We start from the raw sequence: 20,624 nt of genomic DNA on the forward strand, positions 1-20,624 counted from the left end.
AGGTCTTCGCCATGATCAAGACCAACCAGCGTTAACAACGCTCGTGATCAATACAGCTAGCCCGCCACGTGTCTGCGGGCCCGCAGCGCGAGCGACAGGGCGAGCACCGTCTGCGGGTCGTCCAGATCCGTGCCGAGCAGGTCCGCGATGCGGGCCAGGCGGTTGTACAGGGTCTGGCGGTTGAGATGGAGCTCGCGGGCGGTCTCCGCCTTGCGGCCCGCGTGCGCCAGATAGCTCTGCAGGGTGGGCAGCAGGGGCGGGCGTGAGGCGCGGTCGTGGGCCTGGAGCGGGCCGATCGCGCGCTCCACGAACGCCGCGAGGTCGGGGTGTTCGCGCAGCCGCCAGAGCAGCAGGTCGATGTCGAGGCGGCGGGCGTCGTACCAGCACCGCTCGGGCAGGCCCTGGGCGGCCGCCGCGGTTTCCGCCGCGTGCCTCAGGCCGGCCCCGGCCGCCGCCCAGCCGCCGGCCACCCCGACCACGACCACCGGCTGCGTCCCGGCCCGCGCGCCCATCAGCCCGGCCCGCTCGACGCCGGCCCGCAGAGCCGCCGCGACCCGGTCGGCCACCGCCGTACGTTCCGACTCCGAGCGCAGCCCGAGCAGCAGCGGCACCCGGCCCTCGACGGGGCGCACGCCGAGCAGGACCGGCACGCCGACCGAGGACAGCTCTTCGAGGACGGCGCGCGCCAGGACCGCCCAGTTGCCCGTCGGGGCGAGCTCGGAGGCCAGACGCATCACCACCGGGAGCAGCGGCCCCTCGCCGGGCTTGAAGCCGAGGACCTTGGCCTGGCCGGGCGCGTCCTCGGGGGTGATGCGGCCCTCGGCGAGGTCGGTCAGGAAGTCGCCCCGGCCGCGCGCGGCGAGCTCCTCCTCCTGGCGGGCCTGCATGAGGACGACGGCCAGAATGCCCGCGGCCCGCTCGGCCGCCATCCGGTGCACGGGAAGGAGCGGCGGGCCGACCGCGAGCAGCGCGAGGCGGGCCCGTACCGCGCCCGCGCCGTGGCCGCCGCCCGGCACGTCCACCAGGACCGCACCCGTCGGCGGCCCCGACGCGCGGGCCTCGCGCTGGCCGCGCAGCCCTTCCCAGACCTGGAGCGGGTCCGCGGCCGCCTCGCCCCCCTCGCAGGCCGCGGCGTACAGGAGCTGGCCGTCGGGGGTCTCCAGGAAGACCGGGTTGGCGGTGAAGTCGGCCAGAATGCCGAGGACTTGAGGGATCCCGCCGCCCCCGAGCAGCGCGCCCGTACACCGCTGGTGGACCTCCTCGGCGCGCTGGAGCAGGGCGTAGTGGCCGTTGACGATCTCGGTGTGGATCTCCTCGGTCACCGCGACGAACGGCACCTCGCGGTGCAGCTGGACGAGCGGGAGCCCCGCGGCCCGCGCGGTCTCGACGATGGTGGCCGGCAGCCGGGCGAAGCGCGGGCCGAGCTCGACCACCAAGGCGGCGATGCCCCGGTCCGCGAGCCTGCGCACGAAGGCGCGCTGCTCGGCGGGGCGGGTGCCGAGCCCGAGCCCGGTGGTCAGGAGGAGTTCGCCGCCCTTGAGCAGCGAGGCGATGTTGGGCACTTCGCCCGCGTGCACCCAGCGCACCGTTCGCTGGAGCCGCTCGGCGCCCGCCACGACCTCCGGGAGGCCGCCGCGCAGCCCCGGCAGCTCAAGGGCCCGCTGCACGGTGATTCCGCCCTGCGTGTCCACCGCACCCACCTCTCGTCCCGCGGGACCCGGAGCCCGACCCCGGGACGACACCGCATGCGCCGGACGCTACCTGCGGTTACGCGCCCGGACCCGCCCGTTGTGGCGTACGTCACCCCGATATGCGGACGGGCCGCCTCCGAGCACCCGTGGGAACTCGGGGACGACCCGTGGGCCGGTCCGTCCGTCAGCCGCCGTACGCGCCCGACGCGGTGAGGCGCAGGGCCGTGTCGATCAGCGGAACGTGGCTGAAGGCCTGCGGGAAGTTGCCGACCTGGCGCTGGAGGTGCGGATCCCACTCCTCCGCGAGCAGCCCGAGGTCGTTGCGCAGGGCCAGGAGCTTCTCGAAGAGCTTGCGGGCCTCGTCGACGCGGCCGATCATCGCGAGGTCGTCCGCCAGCCAGAACGAGCAGGCCAGGAACGCGCCCTCCTCGCCCAGGAGGCCGTCCAGGTTGTCCGCGTCGCCGCCCGTGGTCGGGTAGCGCAGGATGAACCCGTCCGGCGTGGACAGCTCGCGCTGGATCGCCTCGATGGTGCCGATCACGCGCTTGTCGTCCGGCGGCAGGAAGCCCATCTGCGGGATGAGCAGCAAGGAGGCGTCCAGCTCCTGCGAGCCGTAGGACTGCGTGAAGGTGTTGCGCTCCTTGTCGTAGCCCTTCTCGCAGACGTCCCGGTGGATGTCGTCGCGCAGCTCGCGCCACTTGTCGAGCGGGCCGTCCGCGTCGCCGGACTCGATGAGCTTGATCGTGCGGTCGACGGCGACCCAGGCCATCACCTTGGAGTGCACGAAGTGGCGGCGCGGGCCGCGCACCTCCCAGATGCCCTCGTCCGGCTGGTCCCAGTGGGTCTCCAGGTAGCGGATCAGCTTGAGCTGGAGCAGCGAGGCGTAGTCGTTGCGGGCCAGGCCCGTCATGTGCGCCAGGTGCAGCGCCTCGGTGACCTCGCCGTACACGTCGAGCTGGAGCTGGTGGGCGGCGCCGTTGCCGGCCCGCACCGGCGTCGAGTTCTCGTACCCCGGCAGCCAGTCGAGCTCGGTCTCGCCGAGCTCCCGCTCGCCCGCGATGCCGTACATGATCTGGAGGTTCTCGGGGTCGCCCGCGACCGAGCGGAGCAGCCACTCGCGCCAGGCGCGGGCCTCCTCGCGGTAGCCGGTGCGCAGTAGCGAGGACAGGGTGATCGCGGCGTCCCGCAGCCAGGTGTAGCGGTAGTCCCAGTTGCGCTCGCCGCCGATGTGCTCGGGCAGCGAGGTGGTGGGCGCGGCCACGATGCCGCCGGTCGGGGCGTAGGTGAGCGCCTTCAGCGTGATCAGGGAGCGGACCACGGCCTCGCGGTAGGGCCCGTGGTAGGTGCAGTGCTCCACCCACTCCCGCCAGAAGTCCTCGGTCGCCACCAGGGACGCCTCGGGCTCCGGCAGCGCGGGCTCCTCGCGGTGCGAGGGCTGCCAGCTGATGGTGAACGCGACCCGCTCGCCGGGCGAGACCGTGAAGTCGGAGTACGTGGTGAGGTCCTTGCCGTATGTCTCCGCCTCGGTGTCCAGCCACACCGAATCGGGGCCCGCCACGGCCACCGTACGGTTGTCGACCTTGTGCACCCACGGCGTGATCCGCCCGTAACTGAACCGCATGCGCAGCATGGAGCGCATCGGGACCCGGCCGGTGACGCCCTCCACGATGCGGATCAGCTGCGGGGCGCCGTCGCGCGGCGGCATGAAGTCGGTCACCCGGACCGTGCCGCGCGGGGTGTCCCACTCGGACTCCAGGATGAGCGAGTCGCCCCGGTAGCGGCGGCGGTCGGCCACCGGTGGCGTTTCATCGGCACCGTGTGCCGGGCCGACCCGCCAGAAGCCGTGTTCCTCGGTGCCGAGCAGTCCGGCGAAGACGGCGTGCGAGTCGAAGCGGGGCAGGCACAGCCAGTCCGCCGTGCCGTCCCGGCAGACCAGTGCCGCGGTCTGCATGTCTCCGATGAGTGCGTAATCCTCGATGCGCCCGGCCACGTGCAATCTCCAGTCGAACGGCCACGTCCGCCCCCTGGGGGCGCTTACAGCGACAGCGGTCAAGGGTTCGCCAACGAGCGCATGTTCCGGATGACGGACGGGGTGTTCCCGTGCTACCAGGTGGCTCGGCAAGCGAGTGTCCGAGCAGGATACGACGCACCCTGGTGATCCGCTTGAGCCTTCCTTGAACGCCGTTGGGCCGAATGGGTGAGGCTCGTACTCAGGGCTGACCGGCGCATACAGAGCGTGGCCGGACGCGGTCTCCCGTTGTCGCTGATACCCTGGTAGCCCGTGGCCGGGTGCTGAAAAAAGCCCCGAACCGCAGCGACGGCACCCCTGGAAACGCGTACGGATTCCGTACAAGATCCACACAGGGTGACCGGCACGCATTCCACACAGCGACCACGGGAGCCCCCTCTTGGCCATGCAGCCCAAGGCTTTGCGAAACAGCGCAGCCACGACGACCAAGCACATCTTCGTCACCGGGGGTGTCGCCTCTTCCCTCGGCAAGGGTCTGACTGCCTCCAGCCTGGGTGCGCTCCTCAAGGCGCGGGGCCTGCGGGTCACGATGCAGAAGCTCGACCCGTACCTGAACGTCGACCCGGGCACGATGAACCCGTTCCAGCACGGCGAGGTGTTCGTCACCAACGACGGCGCCGAGACCGACCTGGACATCGGCCACTACGAGCGCTTCCTCGACGTGGACCTCGACGGGTCCGCCAACGTGACGACCGGCCAGGTCTACTCGCAGGTCATCGCCAAGGAGCGGCGCGGCGAGTACCTGGGCGACACCGTGCAGGTCATCCCGCACATCACCAACGAGATCAAGCACCGCATCCGCCGGATGGCCACCGACGACGTCGACGTCGTCATCACCGAGGTCGGCGGCACGGTCGGCGACATCGAGTCGCTGCCGTTCCTGGAGACCGTCCGCCAGGTCCGCCACGAGGTCGGCCGCGACAACGTCTTCGTCGTGCACATCTCGCTGCTGCCCTACATCGGCCCCTCGGGCGAGCTGAAGACCAAGCCGACCCAGCACTCGGTCGCCGCCCTGCGCAACATCGGCATCCAGCCCGACGCGATCGTGCTGCGCGCCGACCGCGAGGTGCCGCTGTCCATCAAGCGCAAGATCTCGCTGATGTGCGACGTCGACGAGGCCGCCGTGGTCGCCGCCATCGACGCCAAGTCGATCTACGACATTCCCAAGGTGCTCCACACCGAGGGCCTGGACGCCTATGTCGTCCGCAAGCTGGACCTGCCGTTCCGCGACGTGGACTGGACGCAGTGGGACGACCTGCTCGACCGGGTCCACAACCCGCTGCACGAGGTGACCGTCGCGCTGGTCGGCAAGTACATCGACCTGCCCGACGCCTACCTCTCGATCACCGAGGCCATGCGGGCCGGTGGCTTCGCCAACAAGGCCCGCGTCAAGGTCAAGTGGGTCACCTCCGACGAGTGCAAGACCCCGGCCGGTGCCAAGAAGCACCTCGGCGACGTGGACGCGATCCTGGTCCCCGGCGGCTTCGGCGACCGCGGCGTCAACGGCAAGATCGGCGCGATCCAGTACGCCCGCGAGAACAAGGTGCCGCTGCTCGGCATCTGCCTCGGCCTGCAGTGCATCGTCATCGAGGCGGCCCGCAACCTGGCCGGCATCCCGGACGCCAACTCCACCGAGTTCGACGCGGCCACCGCCCACCCCGTCATCTCGACGATGGAGGAGCAGCTGGCCTACGTCGAGGGCGCGGGCGACCTGGGCGGAACGATGCGGCTCGGCCTGTACCCGGCGAAGCTCGCCGAGGGCTCCATCGTCCGCGAGGTCTACGACGACCAGCCCTACGTCGAGGAGCGCCACCGCCACCGCTACGAGGTGAACAACACCTACCGCGCGGAGCTGGAGAAGAAGGCGGGCATCGTCTTCTCGGGCACCTCCCCGGACAACAAGCTCGTCGAGTACGTCGAGTACCCGCGCGAGGTGCACCCCTACCTGGTCGCCACCCAGGCGCACCCGGAGCTGCGCTCGCGCCCGACGCGCCCGCACCCGCTCTTCGCGGGCCTGGTCAAGGCCGCCGTCGAGCGCAAGACGGGCAAGACCGGCAAGTAGTCGCCAGGATTCCCCAAGGGCTCGGCTACGCTCGACCAGGGGAGACCCCAATCGTTGCCGGGGTACGGACCCTTCCGAAGGGGCCGTACCCCGGTTCTGTTTTTGTGCGCGCACTGTGGGAGGACGCCGTCATGGCCATCGAGGACACCGCCGAACACTGGCAGGTCGTGGCGAGTGCCACCCCCTTCACCGGCCACAAGACCGGGGTGCGCACCGACGACGTCGTGATGCCCGACGGCGCGGTCCACCAGCGCGACTACCAGACCCACCCCGGCTCGGTGGCGATCGTCGCCCTGGACGACGAGGGCCGCGTCCTGGTGCTGCGCCAGTACCGCCACCCCGTACGCCAGAAGCTGTGGGAGATCCCGGCCGGGCTCCTGGACGTGCCCGGCGAGAACCCGCTGCACGCCGCCCAGCGCGAGCTGTACGAGGAGGCACACGTCAAGGCCGAGCAGTGGCACGTCCTGACCGACGTGTACACGAGCCCCGGCGGCAGCGACGAGGCCGTACGGATCTTCCTGGCGCGGGACCTGTCCGAGGCGGAGGGCGAGCGCTTCGAGGTCTCCGAGGAGGAGGCCGACATGGAGCTGGCCCGGGTCCCGGTCGCCGATCTCGTACGGGGCGCCCTCGCGGGGGAGCTGCACAACACCTGCCTGGTGGTCGGCGCCCTCGCGCTGGCAGCGGTCCTGAACGGCTACGGCGTCGACGCGCTGCGCCCGGCCGGGGCTCCCTGGCCGGCCCGCCCCTTCGAGGAGTGAGCCCGCCAGGCGGGTGACCGATCTGACAATCCGCTGATCCGATCGGGCGACATCGGACGGAAGCGGGCCCTGCTCCGCCCAAACGGTCACGAAGGGTGAACTACGCTCGGACCGACCGTGCGGAGACCCGCACGGTCTCCAGGTGCGCAGGCGGACGGAGCGTGGCCCGTGACGGATCAGGCGGTGGACGTGGGCGGCGCTGCCGCCGGGCGGCGCACGGGTCAATTCCTGGGCAGGCAGCGGGAGTTGAAGGAACTCCGGGCCGACATCGAACGGGCCGGACTCGACACCCTGTCGGGGAAGAAATCGCCCCGGGCCAGGGTCCTGCTGATCGCGGGCCGGCCCGGCTCCGGTCGCACCGCGCTCGCCTGCGAACTCGCCCGCCAGGTGGCCGGCGACTACCCCGACGGCGTCCTGCGGGCCGCGCTCACCGAACCCGGCGGGGTCCGCGTCCCGGCCGACCGGGTGGCCCGGGACCTGCTCGACGCCCTGAAGGTCCCGGCGCCGCCCGGAGCGGGCCAGGACGAGCTGACCCAACTCGTCCGCGGGGTGCTCGCGGACCGCCGCGCGATCGTGCTGCTCGACGACGCCGCCGACGCCGAACAGGTCGGCCCGCTCCTGCCCGACACCTCCCCGTCCCTGGTCGTGGCCACCGCCGAGGGGCCGCTCACCGGAATCCCGGATGTGCGCCCCTGCACGCTGGGCGGCCTCGACGTGAAGTCGGGCGTCGAACTCCTGGAGGGCTTCACCGGCGCGGTCCGCGTCACGGTGGACCCGCGCGCCGCCGAGACCCTCGTCGAGGCGTGCGGGGGACAGCCCGCGGCCCTCGTCCTGGTCGGCGGCTGGCTCCGCGCCCGCCCCAAGGCCGCCGTCGCCGACGTGGCCAAACAGCTGCGCACCATGTCCGACGACGGGGCCGAACTGCCCATCGCCGCACGGCCGTTGGCGCAGTCCTTCCGCCTCGTGTACGACTCCCTCACGCAGCCGGCCGCGCGGATGCTGCGACTGCTCTCCTTCGCCCCCGCCGGGATCGCCGACGCGCACACCGCCTCCGCGCTCGCCGGCTGCTCGGTCTCGGGGGCCCAGGCGGCTCTTGACGACTTCGTGGCGTGCGGACTGCTGCGGCGGGACCCGGACGCGCCCGAGCAGTACCGGCTGCCCGGCGCCCTGGCGCCGCTGCTGCGCGCGCTCTGCGAGAGCGTGGACCGGCCCGGCGAGATCCAGCTGGCCCGGGCCCGGATGCTGGAGCGGACCGTGCGGCTGCTCCAGTCCTGCCGGGCGGTCACCGAGCCGGAGGGCTCGCCCGCCCGCAAGAAGCTCGCGGGCCTGCCGCGCGCCCTGCGCTTCCCCAGTGCGGCCGTCGCCGACGCCTGGCTGAGCGGCCGCAGGCCCGCGCTGCTCGCGGCCGCCCGGCTCGCGGTGGAGGACGGCGAGCTCGACACCCTGGCCCGGCGCCTGGTGGCCGCGCTGGTCCGCGCGCTCGCCGCACACCGGGGCGCCGAGGCCGCGGCCCCCGACCTGTACGGCCTGCACCAGCTCGTCCTGGACGTCGCCGAGCGCCGCACACTGCACCGCGAGAAGGCCGCGGCCCTGCTCAACCTGGGCGACCTGGACGCCGAGGCCGGGCGGACGACCGGCGCCCTGGCCCGCTACCGGGCCGCCCTGGACGCGGGCCGCGCCGCGAACGACCCGTACGCGACCGGCCGGGCGATGGAATCCGTAGGCGGCGCCCACCAGGAGCTGGGCGACTGGCACCGGGCCGCCGACTGGTACGGGCGGGCCCTGTCCCAGCGGCTCGCGCGCGGCGAGCGGGCGGACCAGGCCCGCCTCTACGGGCGGCTCGCCACCGTGCACACGTACGCGGGCCGCTACGGCGAGGCGCTGCGCGGCTGGCGGGCCGCGGTGGCCGGATACCGGCGGCTCGGCGATCTCCCCAGCCAGGCAAGGGCGTTGAGCGAGGCGGCCCGGGTCCAGGAGTACGCGGGGCGCCCCGAGGAGTCGCTGCGCACCTGCCGCGAGGCGGTCGAGTCGGCGCGCAAGGCCGGTGATCTGCGTCTCGAGGCCGCGCTCCAGCTCAGGCTGGCCGACACCCTGGACCGGCTCGGCGACCCGGCCGCGGCCCGGCTGCACCGGGCCTCGGCCGACAGATTGCTGGAAGATGAGCCGTCAAGGGCAGGGGACCTGCGAAATCCGTAGTCCTTCGGCCAAAGATTGAAGCTTTGTAAGGGTAGACAGCGGGAAGACCTTCATTAGACTGGGTGAGCCGCAACTTCCTGCGGTGTCTCCCGGTGCGCCCGTGTGCGTCCGGGTATGCATGGCATTGCCCCCGTTTTCCCCTGAGTCAAGGACCGTGATCGACGTGAAGGTCGGTATCCCCCGCGAGGTCAAGAACAACGAGTTCCGGGTGGCCATCACCCCCGCCGGTGTGCACGAGCTCGTGCGCCACGGCCACCAGGTCTTCGTCGAGCAGAACGCCGGCGTCGGCTCCTCGATCACGGACGCCGAGTACGTCTCGGCCGGCGCGGAGATCCTCGCCACCGCTGACGAGGTCTGGGCCACCGCCGACCTGCTGCTGAAGGTCAAGGAGCCCATCGCGGAGGAGTACCACCGCCTCCGCAAGGACCAGACGCTCTTCACCTACCTGCACCTCGCCGCCTCCCGCGAGTGCACGGACGCCCTCCTGGAGTCCGGCACCACCGCGATCGCGTACGAGACCGTCGAGACGGCCAACCGCCAGCTGCCGCTGCTCGCCCCGATGTCCGAGGTCGCGGGCCGCCTGGCCCCGCAGGTCGGCGCCTACCACCTGATGCGCTCGGCCGGCGGCCGCGGCGTCCTGCCCGGCGGCGTCCCCGGCACCCACGCCGGCCGTGCCGTGGTCATCGGCGGCGGCGTCTCCGGCTGGAACGCGGCGCAGATCGCCGTCGGCATGGGCTTCCACGTGACCCTGCTCGACAAGGACATCAACAAGCTCCGCGAGGCCGACAAGATCTTCGGCACCAAGGTGCAGACGATCGTCTCCAACGCCTACGAGCTGGAGAAGGCCGTCATCGAGGCCGACCTCGTCATCGGCGCGGTGCTCATCCCCGGCGCCAAGGCCCCGAAGCTGGTCACCAACGAGCTCGTCGCCAAGATGAAGCCCGGAAGTGTCCTTGTCGACATTGCGATCGACCAGGGCGGCTGCTTCGAGGACTCGCGTCCGACCACCCACGCCGAGCCGACCTTCATGGTCCACAACTCGGTCTTCTACTGCGTCGCCAACATGCCGGGCGCGGTGCCGAACACCTCCACCTACGCCCTCACCAACGCCACGCTGCCCTACATCGTGTCGCTGGCGAACAACGGCTGGGTCGAGGCGCTGCGCCGCGACGCCGCGCTCGCGCTCGGCCTCAACACCCATGACGGCCAGGTCGTTTACGGCCCGGTCGCCGAGGCCCACGGCCTCGACCAGGTCGAGCTGCACGCGCTGCTCGGCTAGCGGAACGCCGGTCCGTCAACCCGGACCGTCAACCTCGTACATCCGGCCGGACCTTGTCGACCAAGGTCCGGCCGGATGTGTATCGCGACACTTCCGCCCACCTGTGCCAGGCTCGCTCAACTCGCCTCGAACGTAACCCTTTAACCGTTTCGCGCACCGGTGAAACGCGCGTCTGAGTGCCCGTACGCCCTTGACAGAGTGGTGTTCGGTTGCCGACACATCGGGCCGGGTCCGGCGGATTGTGTTGCTGCGGACCGGTGACACGCCATAGAGTCGCCAACCGTCGGCATGGTGCCACGCTGACCTATCGATAAAGTTTCCTGGTCACGTCCAAGGAGGTAAGACGACTTGTGAATGAGTCGACATTTACTCCCGGAGGTGGTCAGTCAGGAATCCCTGCGGGGATGTCCGTACGGGGCCAGAGCCCTTCGGGGCCCGAGGCTGTCGGCTCCGTCGCGGTCCGCACCTTCGAAACCACCCAGCACATGACGACAGCCCCACGGATGATGGACGGCCTACACGTGAACGCCACGGCCGGCAACGAGAGCGGCCGGGAGACCGCCGCTCTCGCCGACTTTGACGAAGTGCCCCAGGGGCACTTCTACGACCCCGACGCCGAGTACGAGCCCGACCCCGAGTACGCGGCCACCCTCGCACCCGACGCTGCCCGCCAGCGCCGCGAGCGGATCGGCCCGACCGGACGGCCGCTGCCGTACTTCCCGATCCCGGGTCCGCTGACCGACCACGGTCCCGCGAAGATCATCGCGATGTGCAACCAGAAGGGCGGCGTCGGCAAGACGACGTCGACCATCAACCTGGGTGCCGCGCTCGCGGAGTACGGACGCCGCGTGCTGCTCGTCGACTTCGACCCGCAGGGTGCCCTGTCGGTCGGCCTCGGCGTGAACCCGATGGAACTCGACCTCACCGTCTACAACCTGCTCATGGAGCGGGGCATGTCGGCCGACGAGGTGCTGCTCAAGACCGCGGTCCCCAACATGGACCTGCTGCCGAGCAACATCGACCTGTCCGCCGCCGAGGTGCAGTTGGTGAGCGAGGTCGCGCGCGAGTCCACGCTCCAGCGGGCGCTGAAGCCGCTGATGCAGGACTACGACTACATCGTGATCGACTGTCAGCCCTCTCTCGGCCTGCTCACCGTCAACGCCCTGACGGCGGCTCACAAGGTGATCGTGCCGCTGGAGTGCGAGTTCTTCGCGCTGCGCGGTGTCGCGCTGCTCACCGAGACGATCGAGAAGGTGCAGGAACGCCTCAACCCCGACCTGGAGTTGGACGGCATCCTCGCCACGATGTACGACTCCCGCACGGTGCACAGCCGGGAGGTCCTGGCCCGCGTGGTCGAGGCCTTCGACGACCACGTCTACCACACGGTCATCGGCCGGACCGTGCGCTTCCCGGAGACCACCGTCGCCGGTGAGCCGATCACGACGTACGCCTCCAACTCCGTCGGCGCGGCCGCCTACCGTCAGCTCGCCAGGGAGGTGCTCGCCCGGTGTCACGCCGAGTGAGTCTGCCCGGGGCCGACGAACTGTTCCGTACGACCGGGGGGATGGCGCTCTCGCCGTCCGCCCCGAGGCGAGGGGCCAACGGCGAGGCGAGGGTGCCGGCTCCGGCGGGCGAGAGCGAGCCCGTCGCGGACGCGCCCGCGCCCGAGGCGGAGCACACCGCCGCCGAGGAGGACTCCGGCTCGGCCGAACCGCGCAGCCGTGGCGCCGCCGACGCGGAGACCGCCAAGGCCCGGCGCACCCCCGCGCAGGGCGGCTCCTCCTCCGGCTCCGGCACCGCCCAGCAGCGGCGCCGCCAGCGGGCGGCCAACCGGCGGCCCAGCGGGCGCGAGCGGCACGACGAGAAGATCACCGTGTACGTCTCCGCGGAGGAGCTCATGGACCTGGAGCATGCGCGCCTGGTCCTGCGGGGGGAGCACGGGCTCGCGGTCGACCGCGGGCGGATCGTCCGCGAGGCCGTCGCCGTCGTCCTCGCCGACCTGGAGTCGCGCGGCGACGCGAGCATTCTCGTACGGCGTCTTCGGGGGCGGTAGCCGTTAGCCTGCGGCGGAGCCGCACCGCCCGCCTCTCCACCCCCTGGACCCCTCTTGCCGACTGCTGACGAGCCCCCTGCCCCCGCTGCGCGTGCGGGGCGCCGTGCGCTGGGGCGGGGGCCGGGTGAGCCCTTCCCCGCCCCGCCCCTTCCCGCTGTGACACTCAGCGGCTCCGCCGAGGGCCTCCGGGGGCAGGAAGAGTGCGCCGCCGCTGCGCCTTCGTCGGCGGCTGCGGACCGTCCTGGGCCGGTCGCGCGGTTTTCCGCGCCCCTCGCGGTGCAGCCCGAGGCCCCTGAGACCCCAGGGGCGCAGCCCGAGGCCGACGGTTCGGCAGCCGGTGACGGTCGGTTCACCGTTCGGCTGGCCAACTTCGAAGGGCCCTTCGACCTCCTGCTTCAGCTGATCTCCAAGCACAAGATGGACGTCACCGAGGTCGCCCTCTCCAAGGTCACCGACGAGTTCATGGCGCACATCCGGGGCATGGGGCCCGACTGGGATCTGGATCAGACCACCGAGTTCCTCGTGGTCGCCGCCACCCTGCTCGACCTCAAGGCCGCCCGGCTGCTGCCCGCCGCCGAAGTGGAGGACGAGGCCGATCTCGCGCTCCTGGAGGCGCGGGACCTGCTGTTCGCGCGGCTGCTGCAGTACCGGGCGTACAAGCGGATCGCCGACATCTTCAGTGAGCGGCTGGACGGGGAAGCGCGCCGCTACCCCCGTACCGTCGGCCTGGAGGCGCATCTCGCCGAGCTCCTGCCCGAGGTCGTCATCAGCATCGGTGCCGAGGGATTCGCCAAGCTGGCCGTGAAGGCCATGCAGCCCAAGGCCAAGCCGCAGGTGTACGTCGATCACATCCATGCCCCGCTGGTGTCCGTGCGGGAGCAGGCCGAGATCGTGGTGGCCCGGCTGCGGGAGGCCGGGGAGGTCAGCTTCCGGGTGCTGGCCGAGGACGCGCCGGACACGCTCACCGTGGTCGCCCGGTTCCTGGCCCTCCTGGAGCTGTACCGCGAGAAGGCCGTAGTCCTGGACCAGGACGAGGCACTGGGGGAGCTCATGGTGCGCTGGAGCGGCGGGGACGGGGACGGGGCGCCGACGGTGACCGACGAGTTCGACCAAGTGGTGACGGAGGAGGAGAACGCGTGACGGAGGAGCTGGAGCTGAAACCCGCCCTGGAAGCCGTCCTCATGGTCGTCGACGAGCCCGCCACCGAGGAGCACCTCGCGAAGGTCCTGGAGCGGCCCAGGCGAGCCGTGGCGGACGCCCTGCGGGAGCTGGCCGACGAGTACACCGTCCAGGGCCGCGGATTCGAGCTGAGGCTCGTGGCGGGCGGCTGGCGGTTCTACAGCCGGGCCGCCTACGCCGACGCCGTCGAGGGCTTCGTCCTGGACGGTCAGCAGGCCCGGCTCACCCAGGCGGCCCTGGAGACCCTGGCGGTCGTCGCGTACCGACAGCCGGTGAGCCGCTCGCGGGTCTCCGCGGTGCGCGGAGTCAACTGTGACGGGGTCATGCGGACCCTGCTCCAGCGGGGTCTGGTCGACGAGGCGGGCACGGAACCCGAAACAGGTGCGATCCTGTACAGGACGACGAACTACTTTCTGGAGCGGATGGGCCTGCGCGGCCTGGACGAGCTCCCGGAGCTGGCGCCCTTCCTCCCCGAGGCGGACGCGATCGAGGCCGAGACGCTGGAGGGTGTGCCGTCGTTCGACCCGGACGCGCCCGACGCGCCGGAAACCCCCGCAGACGACAAGACGGAAATGTGATGCGAAGCAGCAGCGGCAGGAACAGCAGCGGAAACAACGGCGGGAGCCGTGGTGGCAACAGCGGCGGCCGCGGCAGCAGCAGTGGCGGCGGCGGTGGCCGGGGCGGCAACCGCGGCGCCGGTGGCGGGCGCGACGACCAGCGCAAGGGCGGCGGCCCGCGCCAGAGCGGCAGCGGCAAGACCCCCCGCCCCCGCCCCGAGGAGCGCACCTACGACGTGGGCGGCGACGCCCCCCGCAGCGGCCGTGGCGCCGCCGCGCGCGGCGGCGCCAAGGGCGGCCCGAAGTCGCCCCAGGGCGGTACCCCGGTGCGCCGCGGCCCGCACGGCCAGCGTCTGGGCCAGGCCCGTCCGCGCGAGCTCGACGCCAAGATCGAGCAGCGCAACCGCGACCGGTACGCCGACAAGCCGGACGTGAAGATCCCCAAGACCTTCCCGGGCGCCGAGCAGGAGGGCGAGCGGCTGCAGAAGGTCCTCGCCCGGGCCGGCATGGGTTCGCGCCGCGCCTGCGAGGAGCTGATCGAGCAGGCCCGCGTCGAGGTCAACGGCGAGATCGTGCTCGAACAGGGCAAGCGCGTCGACCCCGAGAAGGACGAGATCAAGGTGGACGGCCTGACCGTCGCCACCCAGTCGTACCTGTTCTTCGCGCTGAACAAGCCGGCCGGCGTCGTCTCCACCATGGAGGACCCGGACGGCCGCCAGTGCCTCGGTGACTACGTCACCAACCGCGAGACCCGGCTCTTCCACGTCGGCCGGCTCGACACCGAGACCGAGGGCATCATCCTGCTCACCAACCACGGCGAGCTGGCCCACCGTCTGACCCACCCCAAGTACGGCGTGAAGAAGACCTACCTGGCCGCCATCACGGGCCCGCTGCCGCGCGAGATCGGCAAGCGCCTCAAGGAGGGCATCCAGCTGGAGGACGGCTACGCGCGGGCCGACGCCTTCCGCGTCGTCCAGCAGACCGGCAAGAACTACCTCGTCGAGATCGAGCTCCACGAGGGCCGCAAGCACATCGTGCGCCGCATGATGGCCGAGGCCGGCTTCCCGGTCGAGAAGCTGGTGCGGGTCTCCTTCGGCCCGATCGGGCTCGGCGACCAGAAGTCCGGCTGGCTGCGCCGCCTCACCAACACCGAGGTCGGCATGCTGATGCGCGAGGTCGACCTCTAGCCACCGCCAACACCCGCTGACAGAGCCCGGTTTCCCGTTGCGTACGGGGAGCCGGGCTCTTGCGTTGCGTGCGCCCCCGACCCTGCGGGGCCGCAAACCCCGTGCGCCCGCCCGAACAGCCTTGTGCGGTCGGCCGGAACACCTTTATAGTCAGAGTGACCATTAAGGGGGTACGGGCGTGAGCCTCACCTGGACCGAGATCCTCGGCTTCGCGACCGGCGCGCTGTGCGTCTGGCTGGTGGCCCGGCAGCACATCGCCAACTGGCCGGTGGGACTCGCCAACAACGTGTTCTTCATCGTGCTGTTCCTCCAGGCGGGCCTGTACGCGGACGCCGGACTCCAGGTCGTCTTCATCGCCCTCGCCGTGTACGGCTGGTGGACCTGGGCCCACGGGGGTGGATCAGGTTCCGGTGCGCTTCCGGTCCGGCGGACGACCCGCGCCGAGTGGCTGTGGCTGCTCGCGGCGGGGGCGGTGGGGACCGTCGCGCTCACCTTCCTGCTCGGCGCGGCCACCGATTCGACCGTCCCGTTCTGGGACGCGCTCACCACCGCCCTGTCGTTGACGGCGACGTACGGGCAGTGCAGGAAGCTCGTCGAGTCCTGGTGGCTGTGGATCGCGGCGGACGTGGTCTACATCCCGCTCTACGCCTACAAGGAGCTCTACCTGACCTCGCTCCTGTACGCCGGGTTCCTGACGCTGTGCCTGGTCGGACTGCGCGGCTGGCGGCGCGAGCTCGGCGCGCGCCCGGCCCGGCTCGCGGAGGTGGCGGCATGAAAGCCCGCGAACGCTACGAACACGGCCTGGTCCTCGGCAAGTTCTATCCGCCGCACGCCGGCCACCACCACCTCGTCCGCACCGCCGCCGACCGCTGCGAGCGGCTCACCGTGCTGGTGTGCGCGGCCTCCGTCGAGACGATTGGGCTGGCCGAGCGGGTCCAGTGGATGCGCGAGGTGCACCCGCAGGCCCGGGTCCTGGGTGCCGTCGACGACGTGGAGATGGACCTCGGCGACCCGGCGATATGGGACGCGCACATGGCCGTCTTCCGGGACGCCGTGCCCGAACGCGTCGACGCGGTCTTCACCTCCGAGCCGTACGGCGACGAACTCGCCCGGCGCTTCGGCGCCGAGCACGTCCTGGTCGACCTCGACCGCACCCTGTTCCCGGTCTCCGGCACGGCCGTGCGCAAGGACCCGGTGGGCACCTGGGACTTCCTCGCGCAGCCGGTACGGGCCGGGCTCGCCCGGCGCGTGGTCGTGCTCGGCGCCGAGTCGACCGGCACCACCACCATGGCCCGTGCGCTCGCCGGGCACTACCGGGAGCGTGGCGGCCCCTGGGCGGGCACCAGGTGGGTCGAGGAGTACGGGCGCGAATACAGCGAGGGCAAGCTAGCCGCGCTGCGCTCCCGCTACCCGCAGGCGCAGTGGGAGGACGTCGAGTTCGGCTCGGACGAGTTCCCGGTGATCGCCGAGCGGCAGAACGAGCGCGAGAACACCGCGGCCGGGCTCGGCTCGCCCGTGCTGTTCTGCGACACCGACTCCTTCGCCACCACCGTGTGGCACGAGCGCTACATGGGCCGCCGCAACCCGCGCGTCGAAGCCGTCGCCGAACGGGCCGCCGCCCACCACCTGTGGCTGCTCACCGACCACGAGGGCGTGCCCTTCGAGGACGACGGACTGCGCGACGGCGAGGAGCTGCGGCCCTGGATGACCGACCGGTTCCGGGCCGAACTGGCGCGTACCGGGCGGGAGTTCATCGAGCTGCGCGGCCCGCACGAGGAGCGGCTCGCCACCGCCGTGGCCGCTGTCGACGCACTCCTTGAGCGGGGCTGGGACCTCGCCGACCCGCTCCCGGAGCGACGATGACCGCCGTCGGCCCCCGGGCCCGGGAGGGGGGCGCCCGGGGGCCGGCGGGAAACGTGCCCGAGGGGTACGACCCGCACGCCTTCGAACCGTTCGCCGTCACCGTGGACCTCGCCGTCTTCACGGTCCGGGGCGGCGCCCTGCACGCGCTGCTCATCCGGCGCGGCCAGGAGCCGTACGCGGGGGCGTGGGCGCTGCCCGGCGGGTTCGTGCTGCCGCGCGAGTCCGCCGAGCTCGCGGCCCGGCGCGAACTGGCCGAGGAGACCGGCCTGCCCGACGACGTCGTGGCCGGGCTGCACCTGGAACAGCTGCGCACCTACAGCGAGCCGGACCGCGACCCCCGCATGCGGGTGGTGTCGGTGGCCTACACCGCGCTCGTGCCCGACCTGCCCGAACCGCGCGGCGGAGGCGACGCTGCGCACGCCGAGTGGATCGCCTTCGGCACCCGCGGACAGCTCGCCTTCGACCACGCCGACATCCTCGCCGACGCCCGCGAACGCGTCGGCGCCAAGCTCGAATACACCTGCCTCGCGACGTCGTTCTGCCCGCCCGAGTTCACCCTCGGCGAGCTGCGTCAGGTCTACGAGACGGTCTGGGGCACCGCCCTCGACCGCCCCAACTTCCGCCGCAAGGTCCTTGCCACGCCCGGCTTCGTCGAGCAGGTGGCAGGCGCCTCACGGCTGACCGGCGGCCGGGGCAAACCGGCCGCGCTCTACCGGGCGGGTCCGGCCACCGCGCTGCATCCGCCCCTTCTGCGCCCGGAGGGACGACAGACATGAACCGTGCTGCGAAACAGACGGCGACCGGTGCCTTGATCGGCCTCGCGCTGGGGGACGCCCTCGGCTTCCCGACCGAGTTCAGCGATGTGCCCGCGATCCTCGCCAAGTGCGGGCCGTGGCGCGAGATGGCGCTGCCGACCCCGGCGTTCGTCACCGACGACACCCAGATGACGCTCGCGCTCGGCCGCGGCATCCGCACCGCCATGGACCGCGGGCTGCTCGGCCCGGACCGGCTCGAAGGCCCGGTCCGCGCGGAGTTCGTCGACTGGTACCACTCGCCCGAGAACAACCGGGCCCCCGGCCGCACCTGCCTGGTGGCGTGCGCGAAGCTCGACAGCGGGCTGCCCTGGCAGCAGGCAAGCCAGCTCGGCTCCAAGGGCTGCGGCGCCAACATGCGGGTCGCTCCGATCGGGCTCGTGCCGGGTCTGAGCGAGGAACAGCGGGCGGGCGCCGCCCAGTTGCAGTCCGCCCTCACCCACGGCCACCCGACCGCGCTGGCCGCCAGTGACCTCACCGCGCGGGCGGTGTACCTGCTCGCCCAGGGCGCCGACCCGACGGGCCTGGTCGGCCAGCTGCGCTCGTACGCGTACGAGAACCGCAACCGGTATCACGACCGCTGGCTGGGCGACCTGTGGACGCACGCGCAGGACCCGACGCCCGGCCACTTCATCGCGCGCGGCTGGGACGAGTGCCTCGACGCGCTCGACCGGGTGCTCAAGGCGCTGCGCAACCCCTCGCCCGAGACCGACCCCTGCCTGGAGACCGGCGACGGCTGGATCGCCGAGGAGGCCTTCGCCACGGGCCTGCTCTGCTTCCTGCTCTTCCCCGACGAACCGCTCACGGCGCTGCGCCGGGCCGCCTGCACCCAGGGCGACTCGGACTCCATCGCCTGCCTGACCGGCGCATTCGCGGGCGCCCACCTGGGAGCCACGGCCTGGCCCAAGGAGTGGGCCGAACGCATCGAATACCGCAGCGAACTCCTGACCCTGGGGGCGCTCTGGGATGCCTGAGCCCGCGCTACCGCCCGGCGCCACCGGGCACGACGCGCTGCACGACTTCGTCGTACGCGTCCGCCTTCAGGGCTGAGTCACGGCGTACCCGGAACAGGAACTCCGCCACCCGGGCCCGGTCGGGCTCGGGTGGCAGGGGAGAGGTGGCGGCCGCCTCGTCGGACTCGGTGGCCAGGCGGGTCATCCAGGACTCCACCTGCGGCCAGGAGAACTCGCCCCGCCTGACCGCGAGCAGCCGCTCGCGCTCGGCGCCGACACCGATGGTGAGCTCGCCGGTGCGCAGCAGATCGCGGCAGCTCGTCAGCAGCCGCAGCAGATGCATGGCGTGCTTCCACCGCGGCGCGCCGTGCTGTCGCACATCCGCGTCGAGCTTCTTGCGCTGGCTCAGCGCGTACCGGGCGAATGTCACATGAGCCTGCCGGGAGAGGAACGCCTCGCGCAGGGCCAGGAGTTCCCGCCCGGTGTCGTCGATGTGCTCGACGAGCGGGGAGTGCAGGCACTCCAGGATGTTCGGATTGGGGCGCAGGGCCAGCTCGCAGAACCGCTCCAGCTCCCAGCTGAACTGCTCGTCGGCGGGGCCCTCGACATGCGTCGGGGGCTTCTCGAAGCGCCAGAACAGCGGGGTCGGCGCCAGGTAGATCCCGCGCACGTCGGTGTCGCTGCCCTCGGTCGCGAGGCCGAAGGCGCGCGAGCCCATGACGCATGAGTAGACGGTGTGGCCGGCGACGAGTTCCTCTGGCGTCATGGCTCCATGATCGCTGGTCAGGGCATCAGGATCGAACCGTTTTCGACGGTGATCTGCTGCCCGGGCAGCGGACGCGTGGCGGGCCCGTTGGCGACGGAGGCGTCCGCGATCCGGAACTTGCTGCCGTGGCAGGGGCAGTTGATGGTGCCCCCGGACACGCTGGAGACCGTGCAGCCCTGATGGGTGCAGATCGCCGAGAAGCCCTTGAAGGTGCCCGCCTCCGGCTGGGTGACGACGACCTTCTGGTCCGCGAAGACCGTGCCGCCGCCGACCGGGATGTCCGAGGTCTGGGCGAGGACCTTGCCGCCCTGGGCGGGCGGGCTCGACTGTGCGACGGGGGTGGCGGGCGGGTTCTGCCGGCCCGCGGCGGCCGAACCGGTGGCCGCCGGCGGGGGCGTCGAACCGCCGCCGTCCCCGGAGTTCGAACAGCCCGCCAGGGCCGCCGCTCCGGCCGCGGCCACGAGTACCGTTCTGCGGCTGTTGACTGCGTCCATCGTGTGCTCCTCAAGTCGTCACGCCGAATGTGAAGCCGTCATGCGGACGCCCGGAGGGCCGGGAGGTCTTCCTCCCGTCCGCCCGGAAGCATGTGCGGCAGGAGCATCCTGACGTCGAATGACGCCGGGACGAAGCACCGACGGCCCGGATGTTCCCGCGCGCACTCACTCAGCCCCCACCCCCGGGCCGGGAACAGGCCCGCCGGGGTCACATCCGGGTCGTGAGGCCCAGCGCGCGCCCCTCGGCGTCCCGGCGCACTTCGAGGACCGCCGTCACGGCCGCCCGCTCGACGGGCCCGTACACATGCGGGAACAGGACGTCCCCGGTGCCCTCCCAGCGGACCTCCGCGGCCAGCGCCGATTCGTCGATGCGCAGGACCAGGAGCGGGCCGGGCACCTCGCGGTAGTGGGCGTCGGCGACGGACAGCGCGGAGGCCTCGTCGGCCGAGCAGTGCACAAAGCCCTCGGCGGTCAGCGAGGGCGGGGCGTAGGGCAGGCCGGGGGCGGCCGACCACTCGTCCAGGGGAACCACGTGCAGGATCATCCGTCGGTTCTACCGCAGACCCGCCCCGGACGGCTCCCCGGGACGCGGTTCGCCCAAGTGGCGGAGCCGAGCCGACGAGGTCCCCGGACGGCCCGATCCGGCAGCGGAACCCGTGGCGCGGACGGCACGCGGCGGCCGTCCCCGTCTCGCAGTGCGGCCGCCGCGTCCGCGATGTCGGTGGCGCTGACTACGCTGAACGGG

18 protein-coding genes are annotated in these 20,624 nt (G+C 72.1%); 13 read left to right on the top strand and 5 right to left on the bottom strand.

Going from position 1 to position 20,624, the window contains the following annotated elements; genetic code table 11:
* Positions 1 to 56: 56 nt before the first annotated feature.
* The gene (locus ABD346_RS16820) at positions 57 to 1,691 is read right to left on the bottom strand and encodes a PucR family transcriptional regulator (protein WP_344375630.1); all 1,635 of its coding nucleotides are present in this window, start codon (positions 1,689 to 1,691) and stop codon (positions 57 to 59) included.
* A 184-nt stretch (positions 1,692 to 1,875) separates the two neighbouring features.
* Complete coding sequence (locus ABD346_RS16825) at positions 1,876 to 3,681, bottom strand: glycoside hydrolase family 15 protein (RefSeq protein WP_381226281.1); 1,806 nt, start codon at positions 3,679 to 3,681, stop codon at positions 1,876 to 1,878.
* A gap of 424 nt (positions 3,682 to 4,105) precedes the next feature.
* Between ABD346_RS16825 and pyrG the strand changes: the two genes are divergently transcribed.
* From pyrG to ABD346_RS16890, 13 genes are all read left to right on the top strand, one after another.
* Positions 4,106 to 5,782: a CTP synthase gene (pyrG, locus tag ABD346_RS16830; RefSeq protein WP_344375632.1), complete on the top strand. Its 1,677-nt coding sequence runs from the start codon at positions 4,106 to 4,108 to the stop codon at positions 5,780 to 5,782.
* A 131-nt stretch (positions 5,783 to 5,913) separates the two neighbouring features.
* Positions 5,914 to 6,540 carry an NUDIX domain-containing protein gene (locus ABD346_RS16835; protein ID WP_344375633.1) on the top strand — a complete coding sequence of 209 codons (627 nt, stop codon included), beginning with the start codon at positions 5,914 to 5,916 and terminating at the stop codon, positions 6,538 to 6,540.
* 168 nt (positions 6,541 to 6,708) lie between these two features.
* Entirely contained in the window at positions 6,709 to 8,736 is a 2,028-nt protein-coding gene (locus tag ABD346_RS16840; RefSeq protein WP_344375634.1) for a tetratricopeptide repeat protein, read from the top strand.
* A gap of 163 nt (positions 8,737 to 8,899) precedes the next feature.
* A complete protein-coding gene (gene ald / locus ABD346_RS16845) occupies positions 8,900 to 10,015 on the top strand; it encodes an alanine dehydrogenase (protein WP_189962313.1) in 1,116 nt (371 codons plus the stop codon).
* Positions 10,016 to 10,419: 404 nt separating this feature from the next.
* Entirely contained in the window at positions 10,420 to 11,538 is a 1,119-nt protein-coding gene (locus tag ABD346_RS16850) for a ParA family protein (RefSeq protein WP_053723364.1), read from the top strand.
* Positions 11,523 to 12,068, top strand: coding sequence for a hypothetical protein (locus ABD346_RS16855; RefSeq protein WP_344375636.1), 546 nt, complete (start codon positions 11,523 to 11,525; stop codon positions 12,066 to 12,068). Before ABD346_RS16850 ends, ABD346_RS16855 begins: the two co-directional genes overlap by 16 nt.
* A gap of 54 nt (positions 12,069 to 12,122) precedes the next feature.
* A complete protein-coding gene (locus ABD346_RS16860) occupies positions 12,123 to 13,208 on the top strand; it encodes a segregation and condensation protein A (protein ID WP_344375637.1) in 1,086 nt (361 codons plus the stop codon).
* Positions 13,205 to 13,825 carry an SMC-Scp complex subunit ScpB gene (scpB, locus tag ABD346_RS16865; RefSeq protein ID WP_053723367.1) on the top strand — a complete coding sequence of 207 codons (621 nt, stop codon included), beginning with the start codon at positions 13,205 to 13,207 and terminating at the stop codon, positions 13,823 to 13,825. The genes ABD346_RS16860 and scpB overlap by 4 nt, the downstream gene beginning before the upstream one ends.
* On the top strand, positions 13,825 to 14,991 hold the full coding sequence (locus tag ABD346_RS16870; RefSeq protein WP_344375639.1) for a pseudouridine synthase: 1,167 nt from the start codon (positions 13,825 to 13,827) through the stop codon (positions 14,989 to 14,991). The genes scpB and ABD346_RS16870 overlap by 1 nt, the downstream gene beginning before the upstream one ends.
* A gap of 178 nt (positions 14,992 to 15,169) precedes the next feature.
* Positions 15,170 to 15,766 (top strand): nicotinamide riboside transporter PnuC, encoded by a 597-nt coding sequence (gene pnuC / locus ABD346_RS16875; protein WP_344375641.1) that lies wholly within the window; start codon positions 15,170 to 15,172, stop codon positions 15,764 to 15,766.
* Positions 15,763 to 16,854, top strand: coding sequence for an AAA family ATPase (locus ABD346_RS16880; protein WP_344375642.1), 1,092 nt, complete (start codon positions 15,763 to 15,765; stop codon positions 16,852 to 16,854). Before pnuC ends, ABD346_RS16880 begins: the two co-directional genes overlap by 4 nt.
* Complete coding sequence (locus tag ABD346_RS16885) at positions 16,851 to 17,630, top strand: NUDIX hydrolase (protein WP_344375644.1); 780 nt, start codon at positions 16,851 to 16,853, stop codon at positions 17,628 to 17,630. The genes ABD346_RS16880 and ABD346_RS16885 overlap by 4 nt, the downstream gene beginning before the upstream one ends.
* Positions 17,627 to 18,640, top strand: a complete 1,014-nt coding sequence (locus ABD346_RS16890) for an ADP-ribosylglycohydrolase family protein (protein ID WP_344375645.1) — start codon at positions 17,627 to 17,629, stop codon at positions 18,638 to 18,640. Before ABD346_RS16885 ends, ABD346_RS16890 begins: the two co-directional genes overlap by 4 nt.
* 7 nt (positions 18,641 to 18,647) lie before the next feature.
* On the opposite strand, the gene ABD346_RS16895 is transcribed toward ABD346_RS16890, so the two are convergent.
* The 3 genes from ABD346_RS16895 to ABD346_RS16905 form a co-directional block, all read right to left on the bottom strand.
* On the bottom strand, positions 18,648 to 19,385 hold the full coding sequence (locus tag ABD346_RS16895; protein WP_344375647.1) for a nucleotidyltransferase domain-containing protein: 738 nt from the start codon (positions 19,383 to 19,385) through the stop codon (positions 18,648 to 18,650).
* A gap of 17 nt (positions 19,386 to 19,402) precedes the next feature.
* Entirely contained in the window at positions 19,403 to 19,879 is a 477-nt protein-coding gene (locus ABD346_RS16900; protein ID WP_344375648.1) for a Rieske (2Fe-2S) protein, read from the bottom strand.
* Between the two features lie 208 nt (positions 19,880 to 20,087).
* Positions 20,088 to 20,423, bottom strand: coding sequence for a DUF952 domain-containing protein (locus ABD346_RS16905; protein ID WP_344375650.1), 336 nt, complete (start codon positions 20,421 to 20,423; stop codon positions 20,088 to 20,090).
* Positions 20,424 to 20,624 lie beyond the last annotated feature (201 nt).

This window comes from Streptomyces mauvecolor (genome assembly GCF_039532965.1).
Classification (GTDB): Bacteria; Actinomycetota; Actinomycetes; order Streptomycetales; family Streptomycetaceae; genus Streptomyces; species Streptomyces violascens.

What these genes read in the sequence shown, in the direction of transcription:
- pyrG (WP_344375632.1), top strand. Translation starts at nt 4,106, where the DNA reads ATGCAGCCCAAGGCTTTGCGAAACAGCGCAGCCACGACGACCAAGCAC.
- ABD346_RS16835 (WP_344375633.1), top strand. Translation starts at nt 5,914, where the DNA reads ATGGCCATCGAGGACACCGCCGAACACTGGCAGGTCGTGGCGAGTGCC.
- ABD346_RS16850 (WP_053723364.1), top strand. Translation starts at nt 10,420, where the DNA reads ATGTCCGTACGGGGCCAGAGCCCTTCGGGGCCCGAGGCTGTCGGCTCC.
- ABD346_RS16870 (WP_344375639.1), top strand. Translation starts at nt 13,825, where the DNA reads ATGCGAAGCAGCAGCGGCAGGAACAGCAGCGGAAACAACGGCGGGAGC.
- ABD346_RS16880 (WP_344375642.1), top strand. Translation starts at nt 15,763, where the DNA reads ATGAAAGCCCGCGAACGCTACGAACACGGCCTGGTCCTCGGCAAGTTC.
- ABD346_RS16885 (WP_344375644.1), top strand. Translation starts at nt 16,851, where the DNA reads ATGACCGCCGTCGGCCCCCGGGCCCGGGAGGGGGGCGCCCGGGGGCCG.
- ABD346_RS16890 (WP_344375645.1), top strand. Translation starts at nt 17,627, where the DNA reads ATGAACCGTGCTGCGAAACAGACGGCGACCGGTGCCTTGATCGGCCTC.
- ABD346_RS16895 (WP_344375647.1), bottom strand. Translation starts at nt 19,385, where the DNA reads ATGACGCCAGAGGAACTCGTCGCCGGCCACACCGTCTACTCATGCGTC.
- ABD346_RS16900 (WP_344375648.1), bottom strand. Translation starts at nt 19,879, where the DNA reads ATGGACGCAGTCAACAGCCGCAGAACGGTACTCGTGGCCGCGGCCGGA.
- ABD346_RS16905 (WP_344375650.1), bottom strand. Translation starts at nt 20,423, where the DNA reads ATGATCCTGCACGTGGTTCCCCTGGACGAGTGGTCGGCCGCCCCCGGC.